The sequence below is a fragment of the Arthrobacter sp. P1_B9 genome, assembly GCF_056406495.1.
Genome location: NZ_JBFUAA010000003.1, coordinates 103,288 through 126,053 on the forward strand (window position 1 = coordinate 103,288; position 22,766 = coordinate 126,053).

Below are 22,766 nucleotides of genomic sequence, written 5' to 3' on the forward strand. Positions count from 1 at the left end.
CCCCAGGGGGAGCGGCCGCCGTTTTCGTGGCGGGCAGCCGCCCCAGGACGCCGGGAGCGGGCAGGAGCGCGGGACCCCCGCCTAGACTGGCTCCATGACAGCTGAAAAGGACCTGCACGCCCTCCTGGCCACCATGCACCCCGAACTGCGCGAGGGCGAATACGTCTACGCCCTGTGGCCGCACGGCAAGCCCCTGGCCGGGGCCATTGCGGCCGCCGTCCGTGAGGCGGAAGGGCTGACCGTCGTGCTGCCGCGGAACGAAGCGGACAGCCTGGGGCTCTCCTACGACTTCGTCGCGGCCTGGATCACGCTCCAGGTGCACTCTTCGCTTGAGGCGATCGGCCTCACGGCAGCCGTCAGCGCGGCCCTGACCGAGGCGAAGATCAGCTGCAACGTCCTTGCCGGCTTCCACCATGACCATCTGCTGGTGCCGGTGGCGGACACCGAACGGGCGCTGGAGGTACTGCACGAGCTCGTCGCGGCCAACGGGGTGCACAAACCGGCACCGGAACTCGTGCTGCGCAGCGAGGAACCGGCGGACCGTCCAGCCATCCTCGCCCTCACCGCCGCCGCGTTTGCCATCTCGCCCGCCACCGGAGAGCACGTCGACGGCGAACCCGAGGAAGTGAAGCTGCTGGCGCGGTTGTTCGAGTGCCAGGAATACCTGCCGGCGTTCAGCATCGTGGCCGAACTCGACGGCGAAATCGTGGGGCATGTGATCAGCACCCGCGGGTGGGTGGACGGTCTGGAGCTGCTCGGCCTCGGGCCGATCGGGGTGGTGCCGCGGCTGCAGCGCCACGGCATCGGCACCGCGCTCATGAACGAGACCGTGGCGCGGGCCAACACCGCGGGGGAGCGGGGGATAGCCCTGCTGGGCAGCCCCGAGTACTACTCCCGCTTCGGCTTTGTTCCGTCCACCTCGCTCGGGGTGGCGCCGCCGGAGGCAGGCTGGGCCGCGCACTTCCAGTTGCTGCCGCTCGCCGTCTGGCCCGGCGGCGTGAGCGGCACCTTCCGCTACGCGGGGCCATTCGCGGGCTGATCCGCCCGGCGACGGGATACCATTGACCGGGCGCCCCAGTAGCCCAATTGGCAGAGGCAGCGGACTTAAAATCCGCGTGTTGTGGGTTCGAGTCCCACCTGGGGCACTGAGCTGCGCGCCGCCCTGCGGCGCCCGACAGCCGGGTGGCCCTGACCCCCGGCGTTCCCAGGCCCCTCGCACGGGCTTGTCCCACGCACGTGCTTGCCCTCGGGGTCGCCTGACCCGGGCAGCCGTTCCGGGCCGTCGCCCCCGACAAAACAGCCGCCGCAAACCGTCCAGATTTCCTCTATGCAACGAGTGTTATAAGGATGTGACCGTAGTCACTTATTTTCACGTCGAAATTGCACTAGCTTGAAGTGGAATCAGGAACACCTGATCTTTCGCGTCAAAGGCCGTTCGCACCTTTAGATCGAGGAGCTTGTACATGACTTCACTCCCCCGGGTTGCGCCCCGCGTCGCTAAGCTCACCGTGCTTAGCCTCGGCGTCGCCCTTTTGGCTACGGCTTGTGGCGGTTCACCCGCCCCGAGTTCGTCGGGATCCAGCTCAGCCGCGGCCGCGGGAATCGCGTGCCCGGCACCCAGCGCCACCGGTGGCGGTACCAGCGCCGCCGGCGAAACGGGCACTGTGCCCGCCTCGGCCACCACCACCCCCACGCCCCTGAAGATCGGCTCGCTCCTRCCGACGACGGGTTCGCTGGCCTTCCTCGGCCCGCCCGAAATTGCAGGTGTCAACCTCGGCATCAAGGAGGTCAACGATGCCGGCGGCGTCCTGGGCAAGCCGGTGGAGGTCATCCACCGTGACTCCGGCGACACCAAGACCGACATCGCCACCCAGTCCACCACGGCACTGCTCGGACAGGGCGTCAGCGCAATCGTCGGCGCCGCCTCCTCGGGTGTCTCCAAGACCGTGATCAACCAGATCACCGGTGCCGGCGTCGTCCAGTTCTCCCCGGCCAACACCTCCCCGGACTTCACGGCGTGGGATGACAAGGGCCTCTACTGGCGCACCGCGCCCTCGGACGTGCTCCAGGGCAAGGTCCTCGGCAACTACATGGCCACCTGTGGCGCCCAGACGGTCGGCATGATCGTCCTGAACGACGCCTACGGAACCGGCCTTGCTAAGAACGTCCAGGCAGCTTTCGAGGCGGCCGGCGGCAAGGTTGTTGCCCAGGAGCTGTTCAATGAAGGCGATTCCCAGTTCAGCAGCCAGGTGGACAAGGTTCTGGCCGCCAAGCCGGATGCCATTGCCCTGATCACCTTCGACCAGGCCAAGAGCATCGTTCCGCTGATGACGGGCAAGGGCGTCAAGCCGACCCAGATCTTCATGGTGGACGGCAACATGTCCGATTACAGCAAGGACTTCCAGGCAGGAACCCTGAAGGGCGCCCAGGGCACCATCCCGGGCACCTTCGCCAAGGAGGACTTCAAGAAGAAGCTCCTGGCGATTGACCCGGCGCTGAAGGACTACAGCTACTCCGGCGAGTCCTACGACGCAGTGAACCTGATCGCACTGGCGGCTGAGGAAGCCAAGAGCACCAAGGGCACCGACATCGCGGCGCACCTGAAGGACGTCTCTGAGGGTGGGGAGAAGTGCAACACCTTCCCGAGCTGCGTCACCCTGCTTCGCAACGGTAAGGACATCGACTACGACGGCCAGTCCGGCCCCGTAACGTTCTCCGACGCCGGCGACCCGACGGAAGCCTACATCGGCATCTACGAGTACCAGGATGACAACACCTACAAGCCGGTCAAGGAAGAATTCGGCAAGCTGTAAGCCGCTTCCCCTCGACTAACAAAAGACCCCCGTCCAGTCCGGACGGGGGTCTTTTGCGTGCGGGGGAGCGGGGGCGGAGCGTCAGGACCGCGGAACCGGACGCGGTTGCGGAACCGGATTTGCGCTGCGGATTCGGACAGGGGCGGCGCGGATCCGAGGTGCGCCGGTCCGGAGCCGGTGCGAAAACAGGACATGAGGACGCCAGGAGGGGCCGGCGTCGTGGTGTCGACATCCGAGGTGCCTTGGCAGCCACGAGGTTCGGGGAAAGGGCTGCCGTGGCCGCGCGGCGGCTGCGGAACCGGATTCGCGCTGCGGATTCGGACGAGGGCGGCGCGGATCCGAGGTGCGCCGGTCCGAAACCGCCGCGAAAACGTGGCTCAACCGAAGGGCGACGGAGGCCGAGCAAGTGGCTGCGGGGGCGGCCGGGGGCGGCCGGAGGCGACTGGAGATGCCGTGGGGCCACGGACTGTTGTAGCAGGCACCGGGCACGCAGAAGGGCCGCCACCGGCTGGTGACGGCCCCTGTGGGGATACTGCCCGAAGCGCTATTCGACAGTGTCTGCGAGCGTCCCCAGGTAGAGCTGGATGACCTTGGGATCCTTCATGAGCTCCCGGCCAGTACCGGTGTACGCGTCCTTGCCCTGGTCCAGCACGTAGGCGCGGTCGCAGATCTGCAGGCAGCGGCGCGCGTTTTGTTCCACCATGATGACGGAGACGCCGGCACGGTTGATCTCGTGGACCCGGAGGAAGGTCTCATCCTGCTTGACAGGGGAGAGGCCCGCGGAGGGCTCATCGAGCAGCAGAACGGCCGGGTCCATCATGAGGGCCCGTCCCATGGCGACCATCTGGCGTTCGCCGCCGGAGAGCGAGCCGGCACGCTGGGCGCGCCGTTTGGCGAGCTCCGGGAACAGTTCGGAGACAAAGTCGAACCGTTTGGCGAAGTCCTTGGGCCGCTGGAACATGCCCATCTGCATGTTTTCCTCGATGGTCAGGGCGGCGAACACGTTGTTGTTCTGCGGAACGAAGCCGACGCCCTTGCTGACCAGCTTGTTGGCCTTGAGCCCGGTGATGTCCTGCCCGCGGACCACCACCGAGCCGGAGTGGACCTTGACCAGGCCAAACATGGCCTTCAGCAGCGTGGACTTGCCGGCGCCGTTGGGGCCGATGATGCCGATCAGCTCACCCTTGCGGGCCTCGATGCTGCAGCCGTTGAGGATATTGACGCCGGGGATGTAACCAGCCACCAGATCGGTGACCTTCACGACCGAGTCGCCATCGAAGGCGGGCTGGGCGGCCGGTGCCGCGCTGGTGGCGCTCATTCTTTGTCCTTCTCTGTGCGGTTTGGCTCTTCGGCGCGGTTCGGCTCTCCGGCGCTGCGGCGGCCGCGCGTCGTCCCGTTCGCCGCCTCCTCCGCCTCGGTGGCGAGGACGTCGGCGGAGATGATGCCGGCGTTTTCAGTGCCGACAATCGATTCCTCGTCGGCGACCAGCTCCGCGGCCAGTTCCTTGATGCCCTCGGCGTCGCCGAGATCCACGTCGTGGTGGGCGCCGAGATAGGCGTCGATCACGGCGGGGTTCTTCATGACTTCGGCGGGAGGCCCTTCGGCCACGATCTTGCCCTCTGCCATCACGACCACCCAGTCGGCGATGTGGCGGACCATGTTCATGTCGTGCTCGACGAACAAAACCGTCATGCCTTCGGCCTTGAGGTTCTTGATGTGGTCCAGCAGCGACTGCGTCAGCGCCGGGTTAACGCCGGCCATCGGCTCGTCGAGCATGACCAGCTTGGGCCGCACCATGAGGGAGCGGGCCATTTCCAGCAGCTTCCGCTGCCCGCCGGAGAGTGACGCCGCGTAGTCGTCCCTCTTGGCGTCCAGTTTGAACTTCTCCAGCAGCACGTTGGCTTCCTGGGTGATCTTCTTTTCCTGGCCGCCCCAGATGCCCTTGAACAAAGCCTTGGACAGCCGTTCCCCGGACTGGCTGGAGGCGCCGAGGCGCATGTTCTCCATGACGGTGAGCTTGCCCATGACCTTGGTGAGCTGGAAAGTGCGCACCATCCCCATCCGGGCAACCTTGTACGAGGAGACGCCGGCGATGTTGTTGCCCTCGAACTGCCATGTACCCGAGTTCGGGGTATCGAATCCCGTCAGCAGGTTGAACAAGGTGGTCTTGCCGGCGCCGTTGGGGCCGATCAGCGCGGTGATCTTGTGCCGCGGGATCTCGAGGTACTGGACGTCGACGGCGTTGATGCCGCCGAAGGTGCGGGTGACGTTTTCTGCCACCACGATCGGATCACGCTTCTTGCAACCGGGCGCGATCTCGCCGGCGGCGATCGGACGGTTGTCCGTCATGTAGTCGATCTCTTCCGACGTGCGGGGTTCGTCCCGTGACTCTTCGCTTGGAATGCTCATGCGAATGCCAGCTCCTTCTTATTGCCGAGAACGCCCTGGGGCCTGAAGATCATCAGCAGCATGAGCGCCACGCCGACCAGGATGTAACGCAGCTGCCCGGCCTGGACCGTGTTCAGCCACGTGATGGTGCCGGACTCGATCAGGCCGTAGAGGATGCCCTGGGTGAGCGAGAGCACCACCCAGAAGATCATCGCGCCGACCACCGGGCCGAGCACAGTGCCGAGCCCGCCGAGCAGCAGGCAGGTGTAGAGGAAGAACGTCAATTCCGTGCCGTAGTTGGCCGGCTGCACCGCGCCGCGGGGAATCGTGAAGATCATGCCTGCCAGGGCACCGAGCGCGCCGCCGATGATCAGGGACTGCATCTTGTAGGCGTACACGTTCTTGCCGAGCGAGCGGACGGCGTTCTCGTCCTCGCGGATGCCCTTGAGTACCCGGCCCCAGGGGCTGCGCATCAGCAGCCAGACCAGGGTGCAGAAGAGGGCCACGACTGCCCAGGCGACCACCCGGATGAAGAAGTCGCGGTTGTTCATGCCAACGTAGGTCCCCGGCGGGAAGGGGTTCATGGCGTAGAAATCGCCCTCGAAGGCGGCCAGGCCGTTGGCCGAGCCGGTGACGGCGGTCAGCTGGTTGGTCGTGACGATGTAGCGCACGATTTCGGCCGCCGCGATGGTCACGATGGCCAGGTAGTCCGCCCGCAGCCGCAGCGTCGGGATGCCCAGCAGCAGGGCGAAGATGGCGGAGGCGACGACGGCGATGAGCAGCCCGACGAAGAACGGCACATGGAACGTCAGTGTGGAGATGGCGAAGCCGTAGGCCCCCACTGCCATGAAGCCTGCCTGGCCGAAGTTGAGCAGGCCGGTGTAGCCGAAGTGAACCGCGAGGCCGAGGGTGGCCAGGGCGTAGGCAGCTGTCGTCGGGCTGAAAAGTTCGCCGGCGGCGCTGGAAAATATGAATCCGAAGTCCATGGCTGTCTCCTAACCCACGCGCTCTTTGCGGCCCAGAATGCCCTGAGGGCGGAACAAGAGGACAACAATCATGATGAACAACGCTCCCACGTATTTGAGGTCGGCTGCGAGGCCGAACACGGTGGTCAGCTCAACGAAGATGCCGACGATGATGGAACCGACCAGGGCGCCCCAGACTGTGCCGAGGCCGCCGAGGGTGACGCTGGCGAAGATGAGCAGCAGGATCTGCGAGCCCATGTCGAAGGTGACGCCGGGACGGTAGTAGGCCCAGAGGATGCCGCCGAGGGCGGCGAGCATGCCGCCGACCACCCAGACGATCCGGATGACGGAGTCGACGTCGATGCCGGAGGCCGCGGCCAGCGCCGGGTTGTCGGCCACAGCACGGGTGGCCTTGCCGAGGCGGGTCTTGAGCAGGACGATCCCGAGGGCGGCGATCACGACGGCGCTGACGAGGAGGGACAAGAGGTTGTTGGGGGAGATGGAGATCGGGCCGATCAGGATTTCCACGCTCTGGGCGAACGGCAGTTGCTGGGTGGCGCCGCCGAAGTAGAACTGGATGATGTAGCGCACGGACAGGGCGAGGCCGATGCTGACGATCATCATCGGAACAAGTCCGGTTCCGCGGCGCCGCAGGGGTTTCCACAGGCCCGCGTCCTGGACGTAGCCGAACAATCCGCCGCCGATGACGGCCAGGATGACGGCCAGCCAGAACGGCAGGTGCATCTGGTTGAAGGCGAACACCAGCACCGCGCCGAGGGTGACCATTTCACCGTGGGCGAAGTTGGTCAGGCCGGTGGTGCCGAAGATCAGGGACAGGCCCACGGACGCGAGGGCGAGCAACAGGCCGAAGCTCAGGCCTGCCACCAGCCGGTTGAGCAGGTTTTGCATGAAATTCTGCTGCTCCACGACAATGCCCTTGCCAAACGTGAAGATCACCGAGAGGTTTGAGGTCTGGCTGAAGGTGACGTTGCGGGGGTTCTCCTGGCCCTCGGCCAGTTTGATGCCCTGCGGAAGCGTGGACTCATCGAGTTTGACCTCGTAGGTTCCCTGGGTGGGGACGCCGATGGTCCAGGCGCCGTTGGCTCCCGATTTGGTGGTTCCCGTGAAATCGCCGCTCGTGGCGGTGATGGTCACCCCGGGGATTGGTGCGCGGTCGTCGCCGCGCAGGAAGCCGCTGATGCTGTTCGTGAACTGGGTGGCCGACGGGGATGGTGTCGGCGAGGGGGTCGTGGCGCTGGACGCCGGGGCCACGATGAGCAGTAGCGCAGCCGTGGCTGCAAATACTGACCCCACAGCCCTCAATAGTCTGCCGCGCCGTCTCTGCGACAGGCCGCTCGTTGTGCTTCTCAAATTGAAAACCTCCACATGGGGGTGCTGTGGGTTGCGCCTTTGCAACCGTTGCGAACGGTCAGGGGACGAGCGTCTGGCAATACGATCATGTGTTGTGATGTCCGTCACCCTGTGTGGCCTATGCTACAGCCCGGGGGGCCCAAAGAATGCCGCCGCGAGCAGGGAGAACGTCGCGATCGGGTAACAACCGTGTAGCGCCGCCGACACCTTGCTGTAGCCCAGCTAAAGAAAACTTTTGTTGATTCCGAGTATGCCTAAACAGTGGCCTGCCCGGTCCCCAATTCGCCGGGCCGCCCGGGGCTGGCGCGGGCGGCCGGGCACGTCCGCTCCGGCCCGCGTCACCGCCACCCCCAAGCTTTTTCCAAGCCCGCCGGCGTTATGGTGCGAAGAGCGCCAGAACCCGAGTCCGTTCGTTCCGGAATCCGGCCGGCGCCGAAGGCAGGGGCCGATCGTGGAGGGCCGACTGATGAACCGGGTGGTCAAGCTGTGCCTCGCGGGTTCGCTTGTACTGGCGATCCTGGGCCTCCCGGCGCTCAGCCTGGGCCCCGAAACCGCTGGGGCGCAGGCCTGCGTTCCCTCCACGGAGGCACTCAGGGACCCCTATCCGGGGATCCAGGCGGCGGCGTCCAGCTTCGAGGCAGGCACCCTGGACGGGTTCGGCATTTCCGCGGCCGGGACGGGGAACGCCTCGGTGTCCACCGGGCTCTCGCGCTCCGGGAACTGTGCCGCCCTCCTGCACACCACCGCGGCGCCGGGCTCCATCGCCAGGCTGACGGTGGGCCTGACCCCCGGGACCACGGAGGCATATGCGGACGGCTGGTTCAACATCGCCGCCGAAGGAATGGCGGGAAACAATGTTCCCTACTTCCGGTTCTTTGCCGGCGGAGTCCGCGTCCTGGATGTTTTCCGGCAGAACATCTCCCATGAGCTCGTGCTCCGTACCTCGTCACCCGCAGGGTTCGCCTACACCACCTTGCGGCGGGACGTCCCGACTGACTCCTGGCACCGGCTCGTCATGCACGTGGTCCCCAACGGCCCCGGGACCAACGTCCAAATCTGGTGGGACGGGCGTTCGGTCTACGCCGGCACTGTCAGTATTTCCGCCACGACGCTCGACACGCTCCAGCTTGGCTCCGAACACGATCAGCAAATGGCCGACATCTATATCGACGACGTCATTGTCAACAGCGGTACGGGAACGCCGGCGCCGGTTCCCGGCCCGCTCCCGGAGCCGAAGGGGGACCCGTCGCAGCGGTTCGACGATTTCCACGGTGACGGACAGTCCGGCCTGCTGGCGGCCGGCACCGTCACGAGCCGCACTCTCGCGAGCCGCGCCGGGAGGCCGGCGTCCGCGGACATGCTCGGCCTGAAAAACCCGCTGACCTAGATCACGGTTCGGTTGCGGCGGTCCCCGTGGGGAACTATCCCTCCCTGTCAGCCGTGGGAATTGGTAGCGTGACTATATAAAACCCTGTTTCGTCTAGTCCGCAACGCACTAGTCCGCATCGCACCGGAACATCACCCACCCCCTTATTTTGGAGGACACCCGCAATGGCACATGGCGGAAACCCGATCTTCAGCGGAAAGAATTTCCGCGAAGCCACCCAGGCACCGCCTGCCCCGCAGGCCCCATACGGTCAGAACCCGTACGGTCAGAACCCGTATGGCCAGACCGCTTACGGCCAGGCCCCGGGCCAGGGCGGGTGGAATTCGGCCCAGCAGGGCATGACCCAGGAACAGCTCCAGGACCTGTACAACCGCCCGGCGGCCGGGCCGGCTGACATTGGACGGATGACGTACGACGACGTCATCGTCAAGACCGCCGGGTGCCTCGGCATCCTGGTAGTCGGCGCCGCAGTGGCGCTCGCCGTCCCGCAGGGCACTGGATCCATGCTGATGATCCTCGGAGCCCTCGGCGGCTTCGCCCTCGCAATGGTCAACACCTTCAAGAAGCAGCCGTCGCCCGGACTGATCCTGGCCTACGCCCTGCTCGAAGGATTCTTCCTCGGCGGCCTGACCCGCATCCTCGACAACCTGTTCCCGGGAGTCGGCATCCAGGCCGTCGTCGGGACGCTGTCCGTCTTCGCCGTGACGCTGGTGCTATTCAAGAGCGGCAAGGTCCGGGCGACGCCCAAGCTCATGCGGTTCTTCATGATCGCCCTGATCGGCTATGCGGTGTTCGCGCTCATCAACCTCTTCATGATGATGACCGGGGCCGTGACCACGCCGTTCGGACTGAGCACCAGCGTGGAGATCATGGGCATCCCGCTCGGCGTCTTCATCGGCTTCCTGGCGATCGGCCTGGCCGCCTTCTCCCTGATCATGGACTTCACGTCCATCGAGGCGGCCATCAACGCCGGCGCCCCGCAGCGCTTCTCCTGGACCGCTGCCTTCGGCCTCACGGTCACGCTGGTCTGGCTCTACGTCGAGATCATCCGACTCCTGGCCATCCTCCGCGGTGACGACTGACCGGCGTCGTTCCTGAAATACCCCTGATTTCCCGAGAGGAGCCCCGCCCAACGGCGGGGCTCCTCTCGCGTATGCGGCAGCTGGTGGCTGCTGGTGCGGCTCAGCTGCAACGCCTCAGCTGAGCCGCTCCAACACAACCGCCATGCCCTGGCCGCCGCCGACGCACAGCGTGGCCAGGCCGAGGGAGGCGTCGCGGGCGCGGAGCCCGTTGAGCAGCGTGGTGGTCATGCGTGCGCCGGTCATCCCGAAGGGGTGGCCGAGCGCGATGGCGCCGCCGTGGACATTGAGCTTCTCCGGATCGATGCCGAGCTCCCGGGCGCTGGCCACCACCTGGACCGCGAAGGCCTCATTGAGCTCCACCAGGTCGATGTCCCCGATGCCCAGCCCAGCGATCGCGAGTGCCCGGCGGGTCGCCTCCACCGGCCCCATGCCCATCAACTCCGGGGACAGCGCGCTGACACCGGTGGAGACGATCCGGGCAAGCGGCTCGAGGCCCAGTTCGCGGGCGCGCGAGTCACTCATGACCACGACGGCGGCGGCCCCGTCATTGAGCGGGCACGCGTTCCCGGCCGTCACAGTGCCGCTACTGCGGAAGACGGGCTGCAGGGCACCGACCGCCTCTGCTGTCACCCCGGCACGCGGTGAATCGTCGCGGTCCACCACCGAGCCGTCGGCACGGGTGTAGGGCGTGATTTCGCGGGCGTAGAACCCGGAGGCGATGGCTGCCTCGGCCCGGTTCTGGCTGAGCACCGCCCAGTCGTCCTGCTCGGCGCGGGTGATGCCGTAGCTTGTGGCGACGTTCTCCGCCGTCTGGCCCATGGCGATGTACACGTCCGGCATCCGGCCGCCCAGCCGCGGGTCGGTCCACGGCGTGTTGGCGGCCGCGCGGGCCTCGGTGCGTTTCCGGGCCGCCTCGAAGCGCGGATTGTGCGTGCTGGCGTCGGTCTCGCCGGCGCCGGCCCAGTCCCGGTAGCGCGACACTGCCTCCACCCCGGCGGCCACGAACGCCTGGCCTTCGCCGGCCTTGATGGCGTGGAAGGCCATCCGGAGCGTCTGCAGGCTGGAGGCACAAAAACGGTTGATGGTGGCGGCCGGAACGTTGTCCAGCCCGGCCAGGATGCTGACCACCCGGGCCATGTTGGAGCCGGCCTCACCGCTTGGCTCGGCGCACCCCAGATAGATGTCGTCCAGGCCGCGGCCTGGCCCGGCGGCGGCGTCGAACGCAGGAATCCCGGCGAGGGCCGCTGTGATCATGGCCGCGGCGAGATCGTCGGGACGTTCGTCTTTCAGGGATCCTTTGAAGGCGCGGCCGACCGGGCTCCGGGCGGTAGAAACGATGACAGCTTCTGGCATGCGCCCAGACTACGCCCCGCCTAGGCCAGGCGCATGGCTCCGGCCGCGGGGCTGACGCTGAAGATCTCCGGCGCGGCATACCCGGCCCGGGCAAAGGCACGTTCGACGGCGGAGCGAACCTGCTGCGCCGATCCCGCCGGGGTCAGGGCGATCGCGGAGCCGCCGAAGCCGCCGCCAGTCATGCGGGCGCCGACCGCGCCAGCCGACCGCGCCGTGTCCACGGCAAGGTCCAGCTCCGCGCAGGAGATCTCGAAGTCATCGCGCATCGAGGCATGGGACGCGTCGAGCAGGGGGCCGATGGCGGCCGGGCCCCGGGTGTCCAGCAGCTCCACCGTCTGCAGCACGCGCTGGTTCTCGGTGACCACATGCCGGAGCCGGCGGAAGGTCTCCTGGTCCAGAAGGCCGCTGGCCTCCCCGAGATCCTCGAACCCGACGTCGCGCAGCGCCCGCACGCCAAGGACCTCGGCGGCGAGTTCGCACGATTCCCGCCGGGCCGCATACCCGCCGTCGGCGTGGGAATGGGAAACCCGGGTGTCGATAACCAGCAGCACCAGTCCCGCGGCGTCGGCGTCGAACGGCACCAGCCGGACACTCTGGTCCCGGCAGTCGAGGAAGACGGCGTGGCCGGCCGTGGCCCGGAGCGAGGCGGACTGGTCCATGATGCCGGTGGGCGCGCCGACGAAGTCGTTCTCCGCCCGCTGGGTGGCCAGGACCATGTCCTGCACGGAGAGGCCGGCGTCCATGAGCCCGTTCAGCGCCGAAATCACGGCGCATTCGATGGCATGGGAGGACGACAGGCCCGCCCCGCGCGGAACCTCGGAATCCAGGAGCAGGTCCACGCCGGGAACCTGGAGGCCCCGCTGCTGCAGGGCCCAGATGACCCCGAGCGGGTATTTTGTCCAGCCCCTGGCGCTGGCGCGGTCCAGCGAGCCGGTCTCCGCGGTGGTCAGCCCCTGGTTGCCGAACGTGGAGAGCATCCGCACGGTGGAATCCGGCCGGACTCGGACGGCAACCCGGGCCGCCCGGTCGATGGCGAACGGCAGGACGAAGCCCTCGTTGTAATCGGTGTGCTCGCCGATGAGGTTGACCCGTCCCGGGGCCTGCCACACGCCGTCGGGCCGGGCGCCGAAGACCGTCTCAAACCGGGCGGCGAGCCCGCGGCTGTCCAGGGGTGGATTCATGGCCTGGCTCCTGCGCTGCTGGAAGTCATGGGTCCAAGGTATACGGGTTCGCGGGGTTGTTTGTGTGGTGCGGGCTGTACGGTGGTCACCATGGATCTCTCAGCGACACCCCCGGCATCCGGCACAGTATCCGCCGCCAATGACACGATGCGCAGGTACGCGTCCGGCCGGCAGTACGAGCTCCGGCGCGGCGACGCCCTGGCAGTCGTCACCGAACTCGCCGCCGGCCTGCGGCTCTACAGCCGCGGAGACACCGCCCTGACGGAAACCTACGGGGATGCCGACATTGCGCCCGGCGCCACCGGAATCACGCTGGCACCGTGGGCCAACCGGGTGGAGGACGGGGTCTGGCACCTCAACGGCAAGAAGCTGCAGCTGGACATCACCGAGGTCTCCCGCAATAACGCCAGCCACGGTCTGCTGCGGAACTCCTCCTACGATCTCGTGGACGAGGACGAGTTCTCCGTAACCCTGGAGGCGGCAGTCTTTCCGCAGCACGGCTACCCGTTTCTTCTGCGGCACCGGGTCCGCTATGAACTGGCCGAGGACCTGGGCCTGGTGGTGCGCCAAACCCTGATCAACGATTCCCAGTACCGCGCGCCGTTCGTGCTTGGTGCGCACCCGTACCTGCGGCTGGGCGACGTGCCCAGCGAGGACCTCACCGTGAGCGTCGACGCCCGGACCAGGCTGGTCGCCGACGACCGCCTCATCCCGCGCAGCAGTGAACCGGTCAGCGGCGACTTCGATCTGCGCGGCGGCCGGCCGGTAGGGACACTTGACCTCGATTCGGCCTACACGGACCTGGAGTTCGACGGCGGCGTCGCCCGGCACACGCTGCGCTCACCCGACGGGCGGACGGTGAGCCTGTGGCAGGACGCGAGCTGCGGGTACGTCCATGTCTTCGTGACGACGGAATTTCCGGGCCGGTCGAAGGCGGTCGCGATCGAGCCGATGACCGGTCCCGCCAACGCGTTCAACAGCGGCGAGGGACTGCGCTGGCTTGCGCCGGGGGAGCAGTTCTCCATGACCTGGGGCATCTCGGCCTCGCTGACGGCCGCTGCAGGCTGACCCGGCGGCCTGACCCCAGGAACGGCCCCCGGGCCGGTGCCTCGGCCGTCGACCGGTGTCTGGGCCGTCGCCCGGTGCTGATTGCTGGTTGCTGGTTTCCTATTGAACGTCGCCTACGGAATCATGGGGCTATGACGCCAGCTGAGGACGCCGCACCTGCCACAAGCCCCTCCTATTCCGCGGCCGGGACCGGCGCACGTGCCGGGGCCCGGGTATGGACCGACCGGGAGATCGACCAGGATATTCCCTACGGCGTGCGGATCGCCGCCGCCTGGGCGTGGCGCGGCGGGCTGATCCTGCTCGTGATCGGGTTGCTGGTCTGGCTGCTCAGCCACGTCAGCTTCCTCATCATCCCCGTCATGGTGGCCGCCCTCCTCTCGGGGCTCCTCAGCCCCGCAGTGCGCTGGATGGCCAACCGGCGCGTGCCCAAGGGGCTCGCCGTCGCCATCACTGTGCTCGGCTTCATCGGCCTCATCGTCGGTGCCCTGACCCTGGTCGGGCGCCAGCTCATGCAGGGCTTCGGCGAGCTGTGGTCCCAGGCGCTCGCGGGCGTGCAGCAGGTACAGACCTGGCTGTCGGAAGGCCCGCTGCACCTGACGGCCGCCCAGATCGACAAGTACATCGAGGACGCCACCGCTGCCCTGCAGAACAACAGCAGCAGCATCCTCAGCGGGGCTCTGACGTTCGGGAGCACCGCCGGGCACTTCGCCGCCGGCCTGGTCCTGGCGCTGTTCATCCTGATCTTCTTCCTGCTCGAAGGCGACAGAATCTGGGCCTTCCTGGTCAGGCTCATGCCCCGGAAGGCGCGCCGGGCCACGGACGGCGCGGGCCGCCGCGGCTGGACATCCATGGTCAGCTACGCACGCATCCAAATGTTCGTCGCCTTCGTGGACGCCGTGGGAATCGGCGTCGGCGCCGCCATCATCGGCGTGCCGCTCGCGCTGCCGCTGGGCGTGCTGGTCTTCCTCGGTTCGTTCATCCCGGTGGTCGGCGCGCTGTTCACCGGCGCGATCGCCGTGCTGCTGGCGCTGGTCGCCAACGGGCCCGTCAACGCCCTCATCATGCTGGCGATCGTGCTCGGCGTCCAGCAGCTCGAAAGCCACATCCTGCAGCCCCTCGTCATGGGCAAGGCCGTCTCCCTCCACCCCGTCGCCGTGATCCTGTCCGTCGCGGCCGGCTCCTACCTCGCCGGGATCCCCGGCGCATTGTTCTCCGTTCCGATCCTTGCCGTAGCAAACTCGTCGATTCGCTACATTGCGGGCAGAACGTGGGAACATGATGAAGTGTTGGCAACCGCGGGAGCCGGGGGCGGTCATGCCCCCGAACCCGGCGCAGACACCACCTTCACAGACGTCCACCTGCCGGGCGCAAACCCCGGCGGCGAGGGCGCCGCACCCAACAGCGGTGCTCCGGGCAGTGATGCCGGACGGGGCACCGACGCCTGATCCAAAGAAGGAGAACAGTTCGTGAATACCCTTGAGAGCCTGCCCGTCACGCTGGACGATGTCCTGGAGGCGCAGAAGCTGCTCGACGGGATTATTACGCGGACGCCCGTGGAATCATCGCGAGCCCTCGGCAGCACGGTCGGCGGCGAGGTCTTCCTCAAGTGCGAAAACCTGCAGCGCGCCGGCTCCTTCAAGGTCCGCGGCGCCTACGTGCGGATGGCCAAGCTCTCCGACGCCGAAAAGAAGCGCGGCGTCGTGGCGGCCTCTGCCGGAAACCACGCCCAGGGCGTGGCTGTCGCAGCCAAGAGCCTGGGCATCAAGGCCCGGATCTACATGCCGCTCGGCGTCGCATTGCCCAAGCTCGCCGCCACCCGCAGCCACGGCGCCGAGGTTGTGCTGCATGGCCACAACGTGGACGAGGCGCTGGCGGAAGCCAAGCGCTACGCCGATGAAAGCGGTGCCGTCTTTGTCCACCCCTTCGATGACGTCGACGTCGTCGCCGGCCAGGGGACGGTCGGGCTGGAGATCCTCGAACAGGTCCCCGACGTCGACACCATCCTGATGGGTGTCGGCGGCGGCGGACTCCTCGCGGGCGTTGCCGTTGCGGTGAAGGCGCGCGCCAAAGAACTCGGCCGCGATATCCGCATTATCGGCGTCCAGGCTGAAAACGCCGCCGCCTATCCACCCTCGCTCGCCGCCGACGCCCTCGTCCCGCTCAAGAAGGTCTCCACCATGGCCGACGGCATCGCCGTGGGCCGGCCGGGCCAGTTGCCGTTCAGCATCATCCGCGAGCTCGTCGACGACGTCGTCACCGTCAGCGAAGACGCCCTGGCCCGGGCGCTGATCTTCCTGCTGGAGCGCGCCAAGATGGTGGTGGAACCTGCCGGGGCCGTCGGCGTCGCGGCGCTCATGGAAGGCAAGATCGAAAACCCCGGAACCGTTGCGGTGGTCCTCTCGGGCGGCAACATCGACCCCATGCTGATGCTCAAGGTCATCCAGCGCGGCCTCTCCGCCGCCGGCCGGTACATGACCGTGCGGATGATGCTGGACGACCGTCCGGGCTCGCTGGCCACGATTGCCCGCATCATCGCCGAGAACGACGCCAACGTCACGGGCCTGGACCACACCAGGGTGGGCGGCTCCATCAGCATGGGCGACGTCTCCATCACCGTCAACCTGGAAACCAAGGGCCACGAGCACTGCAGCCAGGTCCTGGCGGCGCTGCGCGCCGAGGGTTTCCAGCCGATCGTGGTGCACTAGGGACCATGGTGACGGACGCGTTTGGGGGCGGGGAGCCGCGGGAAGGGGAGAGCACCGCGGTGCGGGCCCGCCGGGGACTGCTGGTGGTCGGCTCCTTCGTGGTGCTGCTCTACCTGATCGAGATCCTCAACACCGCACTGTTCCACTCCCTGAACCGCACTTTCGGGCTGCGGCCGCGCAGCCTGGACGGGATCCTGGACATCCTGACCTTTCCGCTGCTGCACTCCAGCCTGGCCCACCTGATGTCCAACACGCTCCCGTTGATCATCTTCGGCTTCCTCGTGTTCCTCTCCGGGCGCCGGGTGTTCATCACCGCACTGGCCGCCAGCTGGCTGGCATCCGGGCTCGTGGTGTGGCTCATCGGAGGCGCCAGCGTCACCGTTGGCGCCTCCGGGCTGGTGTTCGGGCTCTTCGCGTTCCTCCTGGTCCGCGGCTTCATCAACCGGAACTGGTGGCAGATCGCCCTGTCCGTGGTGTTGTTCATGGCCTACGGCGGCATCCTGTTCGGAATCCTGCCCACCGTGGCCAGTTTCGTCTCATGGCAGGCCCACCTGGGCGGGGCTATCGGCGGCATCACAGCCGCGCTGCTGCTCAGCACCAGGCGCCCCGGGGCGCTGTCCGCGGGACGCTGAGTACCCCGGGAAGAGGACACCTCCCCAGGACTCCGGCCAAACCGGCCGGCGCCAACGGGCGGAAAAAAACGACGCCGGCCTCCCCGCGAGGGGAGACCGGCGTCGCTGTTATGTCGCTGGTGTCAGCCGGCGTACGGCTTGGCGGAGATGATCTCCACCGTGATGTCCTTGCCGTTCGGGGCGGTGTAGCTGAGCTTGTCGCCCTCCTTGTGGCCGACGATGGCCGCGCCGAGGGGGGACTTCTCGCTGAAGACATCCAGGTCCGAGTCGCCGGCAATTTCACGGGAGCCGAGCAGGAAGCTCTCCTCGTCGCCGGCAATCCTGGCCACGACGATCATGCCGGGCTCCACGATGCCGTCGTCGGCCGGGGCCTCCCCGACGTGGGCGTCCCGGAGGAGGGCCGTGAGCTGGCGGATGCGGGCCTCGATCTTGCCCTGCTCCTCCTTGGCAGCGTGGTAGCCACCGTTCTCCTTGAGGTCGCCCTCCTGGCGCGCCGCTTCGATCTTCTGGACGATTTCTGCCCGGCCGGGGCCGGAAAGGTTGTCCAGCTCTGCCTTCAGGCGGTCAAAAGCTTCCTGGGTAAGCCAAGCCGCAGTTGCGCTGTTGGTGGTAGACACGGACTTCTCCTTTGGGTGGTCATACAAGCAAAGACCCCGCCACGGTGGCCACTTTTATGACGCAGTAACCAGCTCAGCGGGGGAAAGGTATTGATCCATTGTAGTCAATCCTGTGGATAAACCAAAGAGGACTGCGGCGTGGATCACACGGTGTCCCAAGCAGCCTCGGACGGCATCACTGCGTGCGCGGCCCGGCACTTGCCGCGGCCTGTGGTCCCGTTATTGTCCGGCGTCGGGAATCCAGCAGCTGTCCACGACGGCGGAGACCGCCTGGGATTCCGTGCGCAGCTGGGTGCGGTGGGCTGTGGTGCGTCCGCCGTCCGTGCCGGCATCGCCCGCGTTCGGCCCGATGTCCACAACCTTCCAGCCAACAATCGCGAACTTCGAGTCCATGGCCTTCACAGCGCATTTCGCCTCCGCTGCCGGGTCCTTCGTGACCTGGAAGTCGATTTCCGTGACCGTGGCGTCGGGGGTGCTGTAGCCGACATCCTTGTAGCTGACACCGCCGATGGCCGCCGACGTCGAGACCCAGGCCAGAAAGGCAATGCCCACGGCGAGGGCGGCGATCAGGATGTTGCGTTTGACCTTGCGGGACAGCGCGCGCTTTTGGCCGCCGTAACGATTGGATAGGCTGTTAGGTGCCGGCGCGGCAGGCTGGTCCTCGGAAGTCACCAGTCCAGTTTAGTGTGGATCGGACCGGGATATTTCCGGCTGGCCGCACAGACCAAGCCGCACACCAACAGACGCACCCAACAGGGCAGCACAGCAGAAAGAGGAGCCGTCCCACGATGACAGCATCCCCCAGCCCGTCAGCACCGCTTCGTCTGCTGGCGGTCCATGCTCATCCCGACGACGAATCCAGCAAGGGTGCCGCCACGATGGCGATGTATGCTGCCGCCGGCGTGGACGTCCTGGTGGCCACGTGCACCGACGGCTCCCGCGGCGACATCCAGAACCCCGCGATGGAGGGGCAACCGCACCCCAAACGCGACATGGCAGGGGCACGCCGGCTGGAGATGGACGCCGCCGCGAACGTCCTCGGCATCCGGCAGCGCTGGCTCGGCTTCGTCGATTCCGGGCTGCCCGAGGGCGACCCCCTGCCGGCCCTGCCGCCCGGGTGCTTCGCCCTGCAGCCGCTGGAGCGGGCGGCCGCACCGCTGGTCCGGCTGGTCCGGGACTTCAAGCCCCACGTGATCCTCAGCTATGACGAGAACGGCGGTTACCCGCACCCGGACCACATCATGGCGCACCGGGTGGCCGTCGAGGCCTTCGCGGCGGCCGGCGATCCCGCCCGGTATCCGGACGCCGGGGAACCCTGGGTGCCCAGCAAGCTCTACTACGACCGCGCCTTCAGCCCGGACCGTTTCCGTGCCCTCCACTCCGCGCTGGAGGAGGCCGGCCTGCAGTCCCCGTATGCCGAGCGGCTCGCTGCGTGGCTGGAAGCGGACGCCGAGGGGCATACCCCGCCGCCGCCGACACACGCCACCACAACCCAGGTCGAGTGCGGCGATTTCTTCGAAGCCCGCGACGACGCACTCCGCTCACACCGGACCCAGGTGGACCCGGAAGGATTCTTCTTCGCGGTCTCCTCGGCCATGCAGCGCAAGGTCTGGCCGTGGGAGGACTACTCCCTGATCGAATCCCGGATCCCCGTAGATCTGCCGGAAACGGACCTCTTCGCCGGGCTAAGATAGAGACGAAATGGCTCTTCTATCCAGTGTAGAAAAGATGTTGTAGACAAAGCACTGTAGAAAAGTCACCGCAGAAAAGACACCCAGTTCCACAGAAGGTTTCCCACCGTGCATTCCTTGCTCATCGCCCTCGCAACAACCCCGGCGCCGACCCCTACGCCGTCGCTGCGCCCGGGCCTGTCCGAGGACCAGGTCACCCCGGGTCTGCTGGGCTTCCTGCTGACAGCCTTCATCGTGGTGTTGACCGCGCTGCTGATCGTGGACATGGTGCGGCGTATCCGCCGGGTCCGCTACCGTGCCCAGGTGGAGGAAGAGCGTGCGGCCGCCGAGGACGCATCCCAGGAACCAGGGGCCCCGGGCGGCGTATTCCCTGCCGACGGCGCTGCCTTCCGCGCTGACGGCACGGCCTTCCCCGCCGACGGCGGGGTTTCCCGGTCCGACGGCGCGGTTAACCGGCCGGAAGTCAACGGCGATGCGGGACCCGGAACCCGCTGACCGCGGATTCCCCAACCCGCCGTCCGGGGCCTCGAATGCCCTGGCGGCGGAACCCTCTGCGTACCTGCGCCAGCACGCCGGCAACCCCGTTCACTGGCAGCCGTTCGGTGACGCGGCCTTCGCCGCCGCTGCCGCCCGGGACGTGCCGGTGTTCCTCTCAATCGGCTACGCGGCCTGCCACTGGTGCCACGTCATGGCCCATGAATCCTTTGAGGACCATGACACCGCCGACTACCTGAACGCCCACTTTGTCTCCATCAAGGTGGACCGGGAAGAGCGCCCCGACGTCGATGCCGTCTACATGACAGCGACGCAGGCGATCAGCGGCGAGGGCGGCTGGCCGATGTCCGTCTTCCTCCTGCCCGATGGCCGCGCCTTCCATGCCGGCACCTATTTCCCACCCCGGCCCATGCCGGGCCGTCCGTCCTTCCGGCAGGTCCTTGAAGCCGTGAGCGAGGCCTGGACGGAACGCCGCGGCGCCGTCGAGGCCAACGCGGCCACCCTGGCGCGCGGCATCGCCGCCTCCCAGCCGGCAGCCGCCCTGCGCCTCGACGGGCCGCCCGAACCCCTGGACGCGGCGCTCCTTGGCGAAGCCGTCACCGCCCTCTCCGGCGTCGAGGATCGGGCCCACGGCGGCTTCGGCGGCGCACCGAAGTTCCCGCCCGCGGCCGTGCTCGAATTCCTGATCCGTCACGCCGCAGTGCCCTCGGACAGCATGCCGCCGGCAGCCGCTCCGGACACCGCTGGCCACGACTCCGCGGGCCTGGAGACCGCGACGGCGGCCCGGGACATGGCCGGTCAGTGCCTGGCAGCAATGTCCCGCTCGGCGTTGTTCGACCAGCTCGACGGCGGCTTCGCGCGCTATTCGGTGACGGGAGACTGGTCCGTTCCGCACTTCGAGAAAATGCTCTACGACAACGCCCAGTTGCTGCGCGTCTATGTCCATTGGGTCCGGCTGGGCGGCACGCCGGAGTACCCGGCGGCCGAGGCCGCCGGGATTGCCGGGCTTACCGCCGACTGGCTCCTGGCCCGCCTCGGGCTGGCACCTGCGACGGGCCCGGCACCAGCCCCTGCGGCGGGCCCTGCGACGGGACCGGACACCGGGGTCGTGGCCCTGGCGTCGTCGCTGGACGCCGACACGGTCGTCGACGGCGTGCACGCCGAGGGGGCCAGCTACCTGTGGACTCCCGGCGGCCTGGAGTCGCTCCTGGGCCCGGCCGACGGCGCCGCCGTGGCGGCCCTCATGAACGTCCGAATGCCCGGAAGCGTGACCGCCGACGGTTCGCCGCTGCATCCGGGCCGGGAGATGTCCGGCGGGGACGCCACGCTGTGGCAGCGGGTGCGCCCGCTGCTGGCGCAGGCGCGCAGGAACCGGCCCCAGCCCGGCCGGGATGACAAGGTGGTGGCGGGCTGGAACGGGCTGGCAGTCGCCGCCCTCGCCGACGCCGGCGCCGTCCTGGCACGCCCGGAGCTTGTGGCCGCGGCGGAGCGGATCGCGGACTATCTTGAGCGCGTGCACTGGCGGCCCGCGGCGGATGGCCCCGGCAGGCTTCTGCGCGTCTCCCATGACGGAGTGGCGGGCGGAATCGGCGGTTTGCTGGAGGACTACGCCTTCTGCGCCGAGGGACTGTTCGCGCTCTATGCGGTTACCGGGCACACCCGCTGGTTTAGGCTGGCCGAGGCCATTCTGGACGCCGCCTGCAGGCGGTTCGCGGCCGACGGCGGCCTGAGGGACGCTGCGGGGGAGTCCGCGCAGGTCACGGCCGCTCAGGGCGGCCGTGACGGCCTGGAACCGTTCGACGGCGCCACCCCCAGCGGCGCCGCCGCGCTGGCCGGTGCCCTGCTGACCCACTCGGCCTTCTCCGGCTCGTCCGAACACCGCACCCTGGCGGCCAGCATCCTCGCCCTGTTGCTTCCTCCGCTTGCGGGCCAGGCACCCCGCGCCGCCGGCTGGCTGCTCGCGACCGCCCAGGCCGCCCTCGCCGGTCCCATCGAGGCCGCCGTCGCCGGACCGGACACCCCGGAACGGGCCGTGCTGCACCGGGAGCTGCTGCTCTCGGCGAGCCCCGGGCTGGTGGTCGCGGTCCAGGACGACGGCGCCGCCCGGCCAATACCGCTGCTGCAGGGCCGCGGCGCGGGCCCGGACGGCGCCCCGCAGGTGTTCCTGTGCCGCGGCATGGTCTGCGGCCTCCCCTCGACTTCCGTCGAAGAAATGCGCGGGCAGCTGGCTAGGATGTCCTCATGACTGGTCAGGACGGCTTTGAGCTGGTGGTGTTCGATTGCGACGGTGTGCTGGTGGATTCCGAGGTGATCGCCATCCGGGTGGACCAGCGAGTGCTGGCCGATCTCGGCTGGGACCTGGAACTCGATGACATCGTGGAACGGTTCGTCGGAAAATCCGAGGCGCACTTTGTGGCCGCCGTGGAACAGCAGCTCGGGGTCCGGCTGGCCGACGGCTGGGACCGCGACTACGGTCGCTGGTACCAGGAGGCGTTTGAACGTGACCTCGAGGCCGTTGATGGCATCGAGGACGCCCTGGACCGGCTGTCCCTGCCGCACTGTGTCGCCTCCAGCGGCAGCCACGAAAAGATGCGCCGGACCCTGGGCAAGACCGGGCTGCTGCGCCGCTTCCAGGGCCGCATCTACAGCGCCACAGAGGTGGCCAACGGCAAACCCGCGCCGGACCTGTTCCTCCACGCCGCGGCGAGCCTGGGCACTGCTCCCGGGCGGTGCGCCGTCGTCGAGGACAGCGCCTACGGCGTCCAGGCCGCCCGGGCGGCGGGAATGCACGTCTTCGCGTATGCCGGCGGTGTCACCCCGGCTTCCCGATTGGCCGGTCCCGGAACCACCGTCTTTTCAGACATGCGGCTGCTGCCCGAGCTCATTGCGGCAGGGCATCCCGGCTGAGCCGGGGGCGAGCTCCTAACGCCGGAATTCCCCTCGATTGAAGCTGGCGCCCGGCGTGTCGGGCCGAACTGCCGGCGAGTCCCGGCGTCGCAGTTTCAAAGGTGGGGAGAA

General features: G+C 67.9%; 20 protein-coding genes and 1 tRNA gene. 13 read left to right on the forward strand and 8 right to left on the reverse strand.

Going from position 1 to position 22,766, the window contains the following annotated elements:
• The first annotated feature begins 94 nt into the window (after positions 1–94).
• The 3 genes from AC1D1A_RS05495 to AC1D1A_RS05505 all read left to right on the forward strand — a co-directional run bounded on the left by AC1D1A_RS05495 (position 95) and on the right by AC1D1A_RS05505 (position 2,813).
• Positions 95–1,039: an N-acetyltransferase gene (locus AC1D1A_RS05495; protein WP_476947298.1), complete on the forward strand. Its 945-nt coding sequence runs from the start codon at positions 95–97 to the stop codon at positions 1,037–1,039.
• 32 nt (positions 1,040–1,071) lie between these two features.
• A tRNA-Leu gene (locus AC1D1A_RS05500) sits at positions 1,072–1,145 on the forward strand.
• A 318-nt stretch (positions 1,146–1,463) separates the two neighbouring features.
• Positions 1,464–2,813 (forward strand): ABC transporter substrate-binding protein, encoded by a 1,350-nt coding sequence (locus tag AC1D1A_RS05505; RefSeq protein ID WP_476849104.1) that lies wholly within the window; start codon positions 1,464–1,466, stop codon positions 2,811–2,813.
• 544 nt (positions 2,814–3,357) lie between these two features.
• Here AC1D1A_RS05505 and AC1D1A_RS05510 read toward each other — a convergent pair.
• The 4 genes from AC1D1A_RS05510 to AC1D1A_RS05525 are packed head-to-tail and all read right to left on the reverse strand — an operon-like array spanning position 3,358 to position 7,480.
• Positions 3,358–4,131 (reverse strand): ABC transporter ATP-binding protein, encoded by a 774-nt coding sequence (locus AC1D1A_RS05510; protein ID WP_230009341.1) that lies wholly within the window; start codon positions 4,129–4,131, stop codon positions 3,358–3,360.
• Complete coding sequence (locus AC1D1A_RS05515; protein ID WP_476856584.1) at positions 4,128–5,222, reverse strand: ABC transporter ATP-binding protein; 1,095 nt, start codon at positions 5,220–5,222, stop codon at positions 4,128–4,130. The genes AC1D1A_RS05510 and AC1D1A_RS05515 overlap by 4 nt, the downstream gene beginning before the upstream one ends.
• Entirely contained in the window at positions 5,219–6,187 is a 969-nt protein-coding gene (locus AC1D1A_RS05520) for a branched-chain amino acid ABC transporter permease (protein WP_223914177.1), read from the reverse strand. The genes AC1D1A_RS05515 and AC1D1A_RS05520 overlap by 4 nt, the downstream gene beginning before the upstream one ends.
• A gap of 9 nt (positions 6,188–6,196) precedes the next feature.
• Positions 6,197–7,480 carry a branched-chain amino acid ABC transporter permease gene (locus tag AC1D1A_RS05525; protein ID WP_476856583.1) on the reverse strand — a complete coding sequence of 428 codons (1,284 nt, stop codon included), beginning with the start codon at positions 7,478–7,480 and terminating at the stop codon, positions 6,197–6,199.
• 508 nt (positions 7,481–7,988) lie between these two features.
• Between AC1D1A_RS05525 and AC1D1A_RS05530 the strand changes: the two genes are divergently transcribed.
• On the forward strand, positions 7,989–8,924 hold the full coding sequence (locus tag AC1D1A_RS05530) for a hypothetical protein (protein WP_476947299.1): 936 nt from the start codon (positions 7,989–7,991) through the stop codon (positions 8,922–8,924).
• Positions 8,925–9,088: 164 nt separating this feature from the next.
• A complete protein-coding gene (locus tag AC1D1A_RS05535) occupies positions 9,089–10,006 on the forward strand; it encodes a Bax inhibitor-1/YccA family protein (protein WP_476947300.1) in 918 nt (305 codons plus the stop codon).
• A gap of 114 nt (positions 10,007–10,120) precedes the next feature.
• Here AC1D1A_RS05535 and AC1D1A_RS05540 read toward each other — a convergent pair whose 3' ends face one another.
• A complete protein-coding gene (locus AC1D1A_RS05540) occupies positions 10,121–11,359 on the reverse strand; it encodes an acetyl-CoA C-acetyltransferase (RefSeq protein WP_476947301.1) in 1,239 nt (412 codons plus the stop codon).
• Between the two features lie 20 nt (positions 11,360–11,379).
• A complete protein-coding gene (galK, locus tag AC1D1A_RS05545; RefSeq protein ID WP_476947302.1) occupies positions 11,380–12,540 on the reverse strand; it encodes a galactokinase in 1,161 nt (386 codons plus the stop codon).
• A 90-nt stretch (positions 12,541–12,630) separates the two neighbouring features.
• Between galK and AC1D1A_RS05550 the strand changes: the two genes are divergently transcribed.
• From AC1D1A_RS05550 to AC1D1A_RS05565, 4 genes are all read left to right on the forward strand, one after another.
• Entirely contained in the window at positions 12,631–13,608 is a 978-nt protein-coding gene (locus AC1D1A_RS05550) for an aldose 1-epimerase family protein (protein ID WP_476856578.1), read from the forward strand.
• 131 nt (positions 13,609–13,739) lie between these two features.
• On the forward strand, positions 13,740–15,053 hold the full coding sequence (locus tag AC1D1A_RS05555) for an AI-2E family transporter (protein WP_476856577.1): 1,314 nt from the start codon (positions 13,740–13,742) through the stop codon (positions 15,051–15,053).
• A gap of 21 nt (positions 15,054–15,074) precedes the next feature.
• Entirely contained in the window at positions 15,075–16,313 is a 1,239-nt protein-coding gene (gene ilvA, locus AC1D1A_RS05560; RefSeq protein WP_026537791.1) for a threonine ammonia-lyase, read from the forward strand.
• Positions 16,314–16,318: 5 nt separating this feature from the next.
• Positions 16,319–16,945 (forward strand): rhomboid family intramembrane serine protease, encoded by a 627-nt coding sequence (locus tag AC1D1A_RS05565; protein WP_476931486.1) that lies wholly within the window; start codon positions 16,319–16,321, stop codon positions 16,943–16,945.
• A 122-nt stretch (positions 16,946–17,067) separates the two neighbouring features.
• On the opposite strand, the gene greA is transcribed toward AC1D1A_RS05565, so the two are convergent.
• Both greA and AC1D1A_RS05575 read right to left on the reverse strand, forming a co-directional pair.
• Complete coding sequence (gene greA / locus AC1D1A_RS05570; RefSeq protein WP_028277369.1) at positions 17,068–17,562, reverse strand: transcription elongation factor GreA; 495 nt, start codon at positions 17,560–17,562, stop codon at positions 17,068–17,070.
• A gap of 219 nt (positions 17,563–17,781) precedes the next feature.
• Entirely contained in the window at positions 17,782–18,234 is a 453-nt protein-coding gene (locus AC1D1A_RS05575) for a DUF4307 domain-containing protein (protein ID WP_476947303.1), read from the reverse strand.
• 116 nt (positions 18,235–18,350) lie between these two features.
• Here AC1D1A_RS05575 and mca point away from each other — a divergent pair, with 116 nt between their 5' ends.
• From mca to AC1D1A_RS05595, 4 genes are all read left to right on the forward strand, one after another.
• The gene (gene mca / locus AC1D1A_RS05580; RefSeq protein ID WP_230008780.1) at positions 18,351–19,256 is read left to right on the forward strand and encodes a mycothiol conjugate amidase Mca; all 906 of its coding nucleotides are present in this window, start codon (positions 18,351–18,353) and stop codon (positions 19,254–19,256) included.
• A 105-nt stretch (positions 19,257–19,361) separates the two neighbouring features.
• Entirely contained in the window at positions 19,362–19,748 is a 387-nt protein-coding gene (locus AC1D1A_RS05585; RefSeq protein ID WP_223914167.1) for a hypothetical protein, read from the forward strand.
• Positions 19,726–21,993: a thioredoxin domain-containing protein gene (locus AC1D1A_RS05590; RefSeq protein WP_476947304.1), complete on the forward strand. Its 2,268-nt coding sequence runs from the start codon at positions 19,726–19,728 to the stop codon at positions 21,991–21,993. The genes AC1D1A_RS05585 and AC1D1A_RS05590 overlap by 23 nt, the downstream gene beginning before the upstream one ends.
• Complete coding sequence (locus AC1D1A_RS05595) at positions 21,990–22,655, forward strand: HAD family hydrolase (RefSeq protein ID WP_230012707.1); 666 nt, start codon at positions 21,990–21,992, stop codon at positions 22,653–22,655. Before AC1D1A_RS05590 ends, AC1D1A_RS05595 begins: the two co-directional genes overlap by 4 nt.
• Positions 22,656–22,766 lie beyond the last annotated feature (111 nt).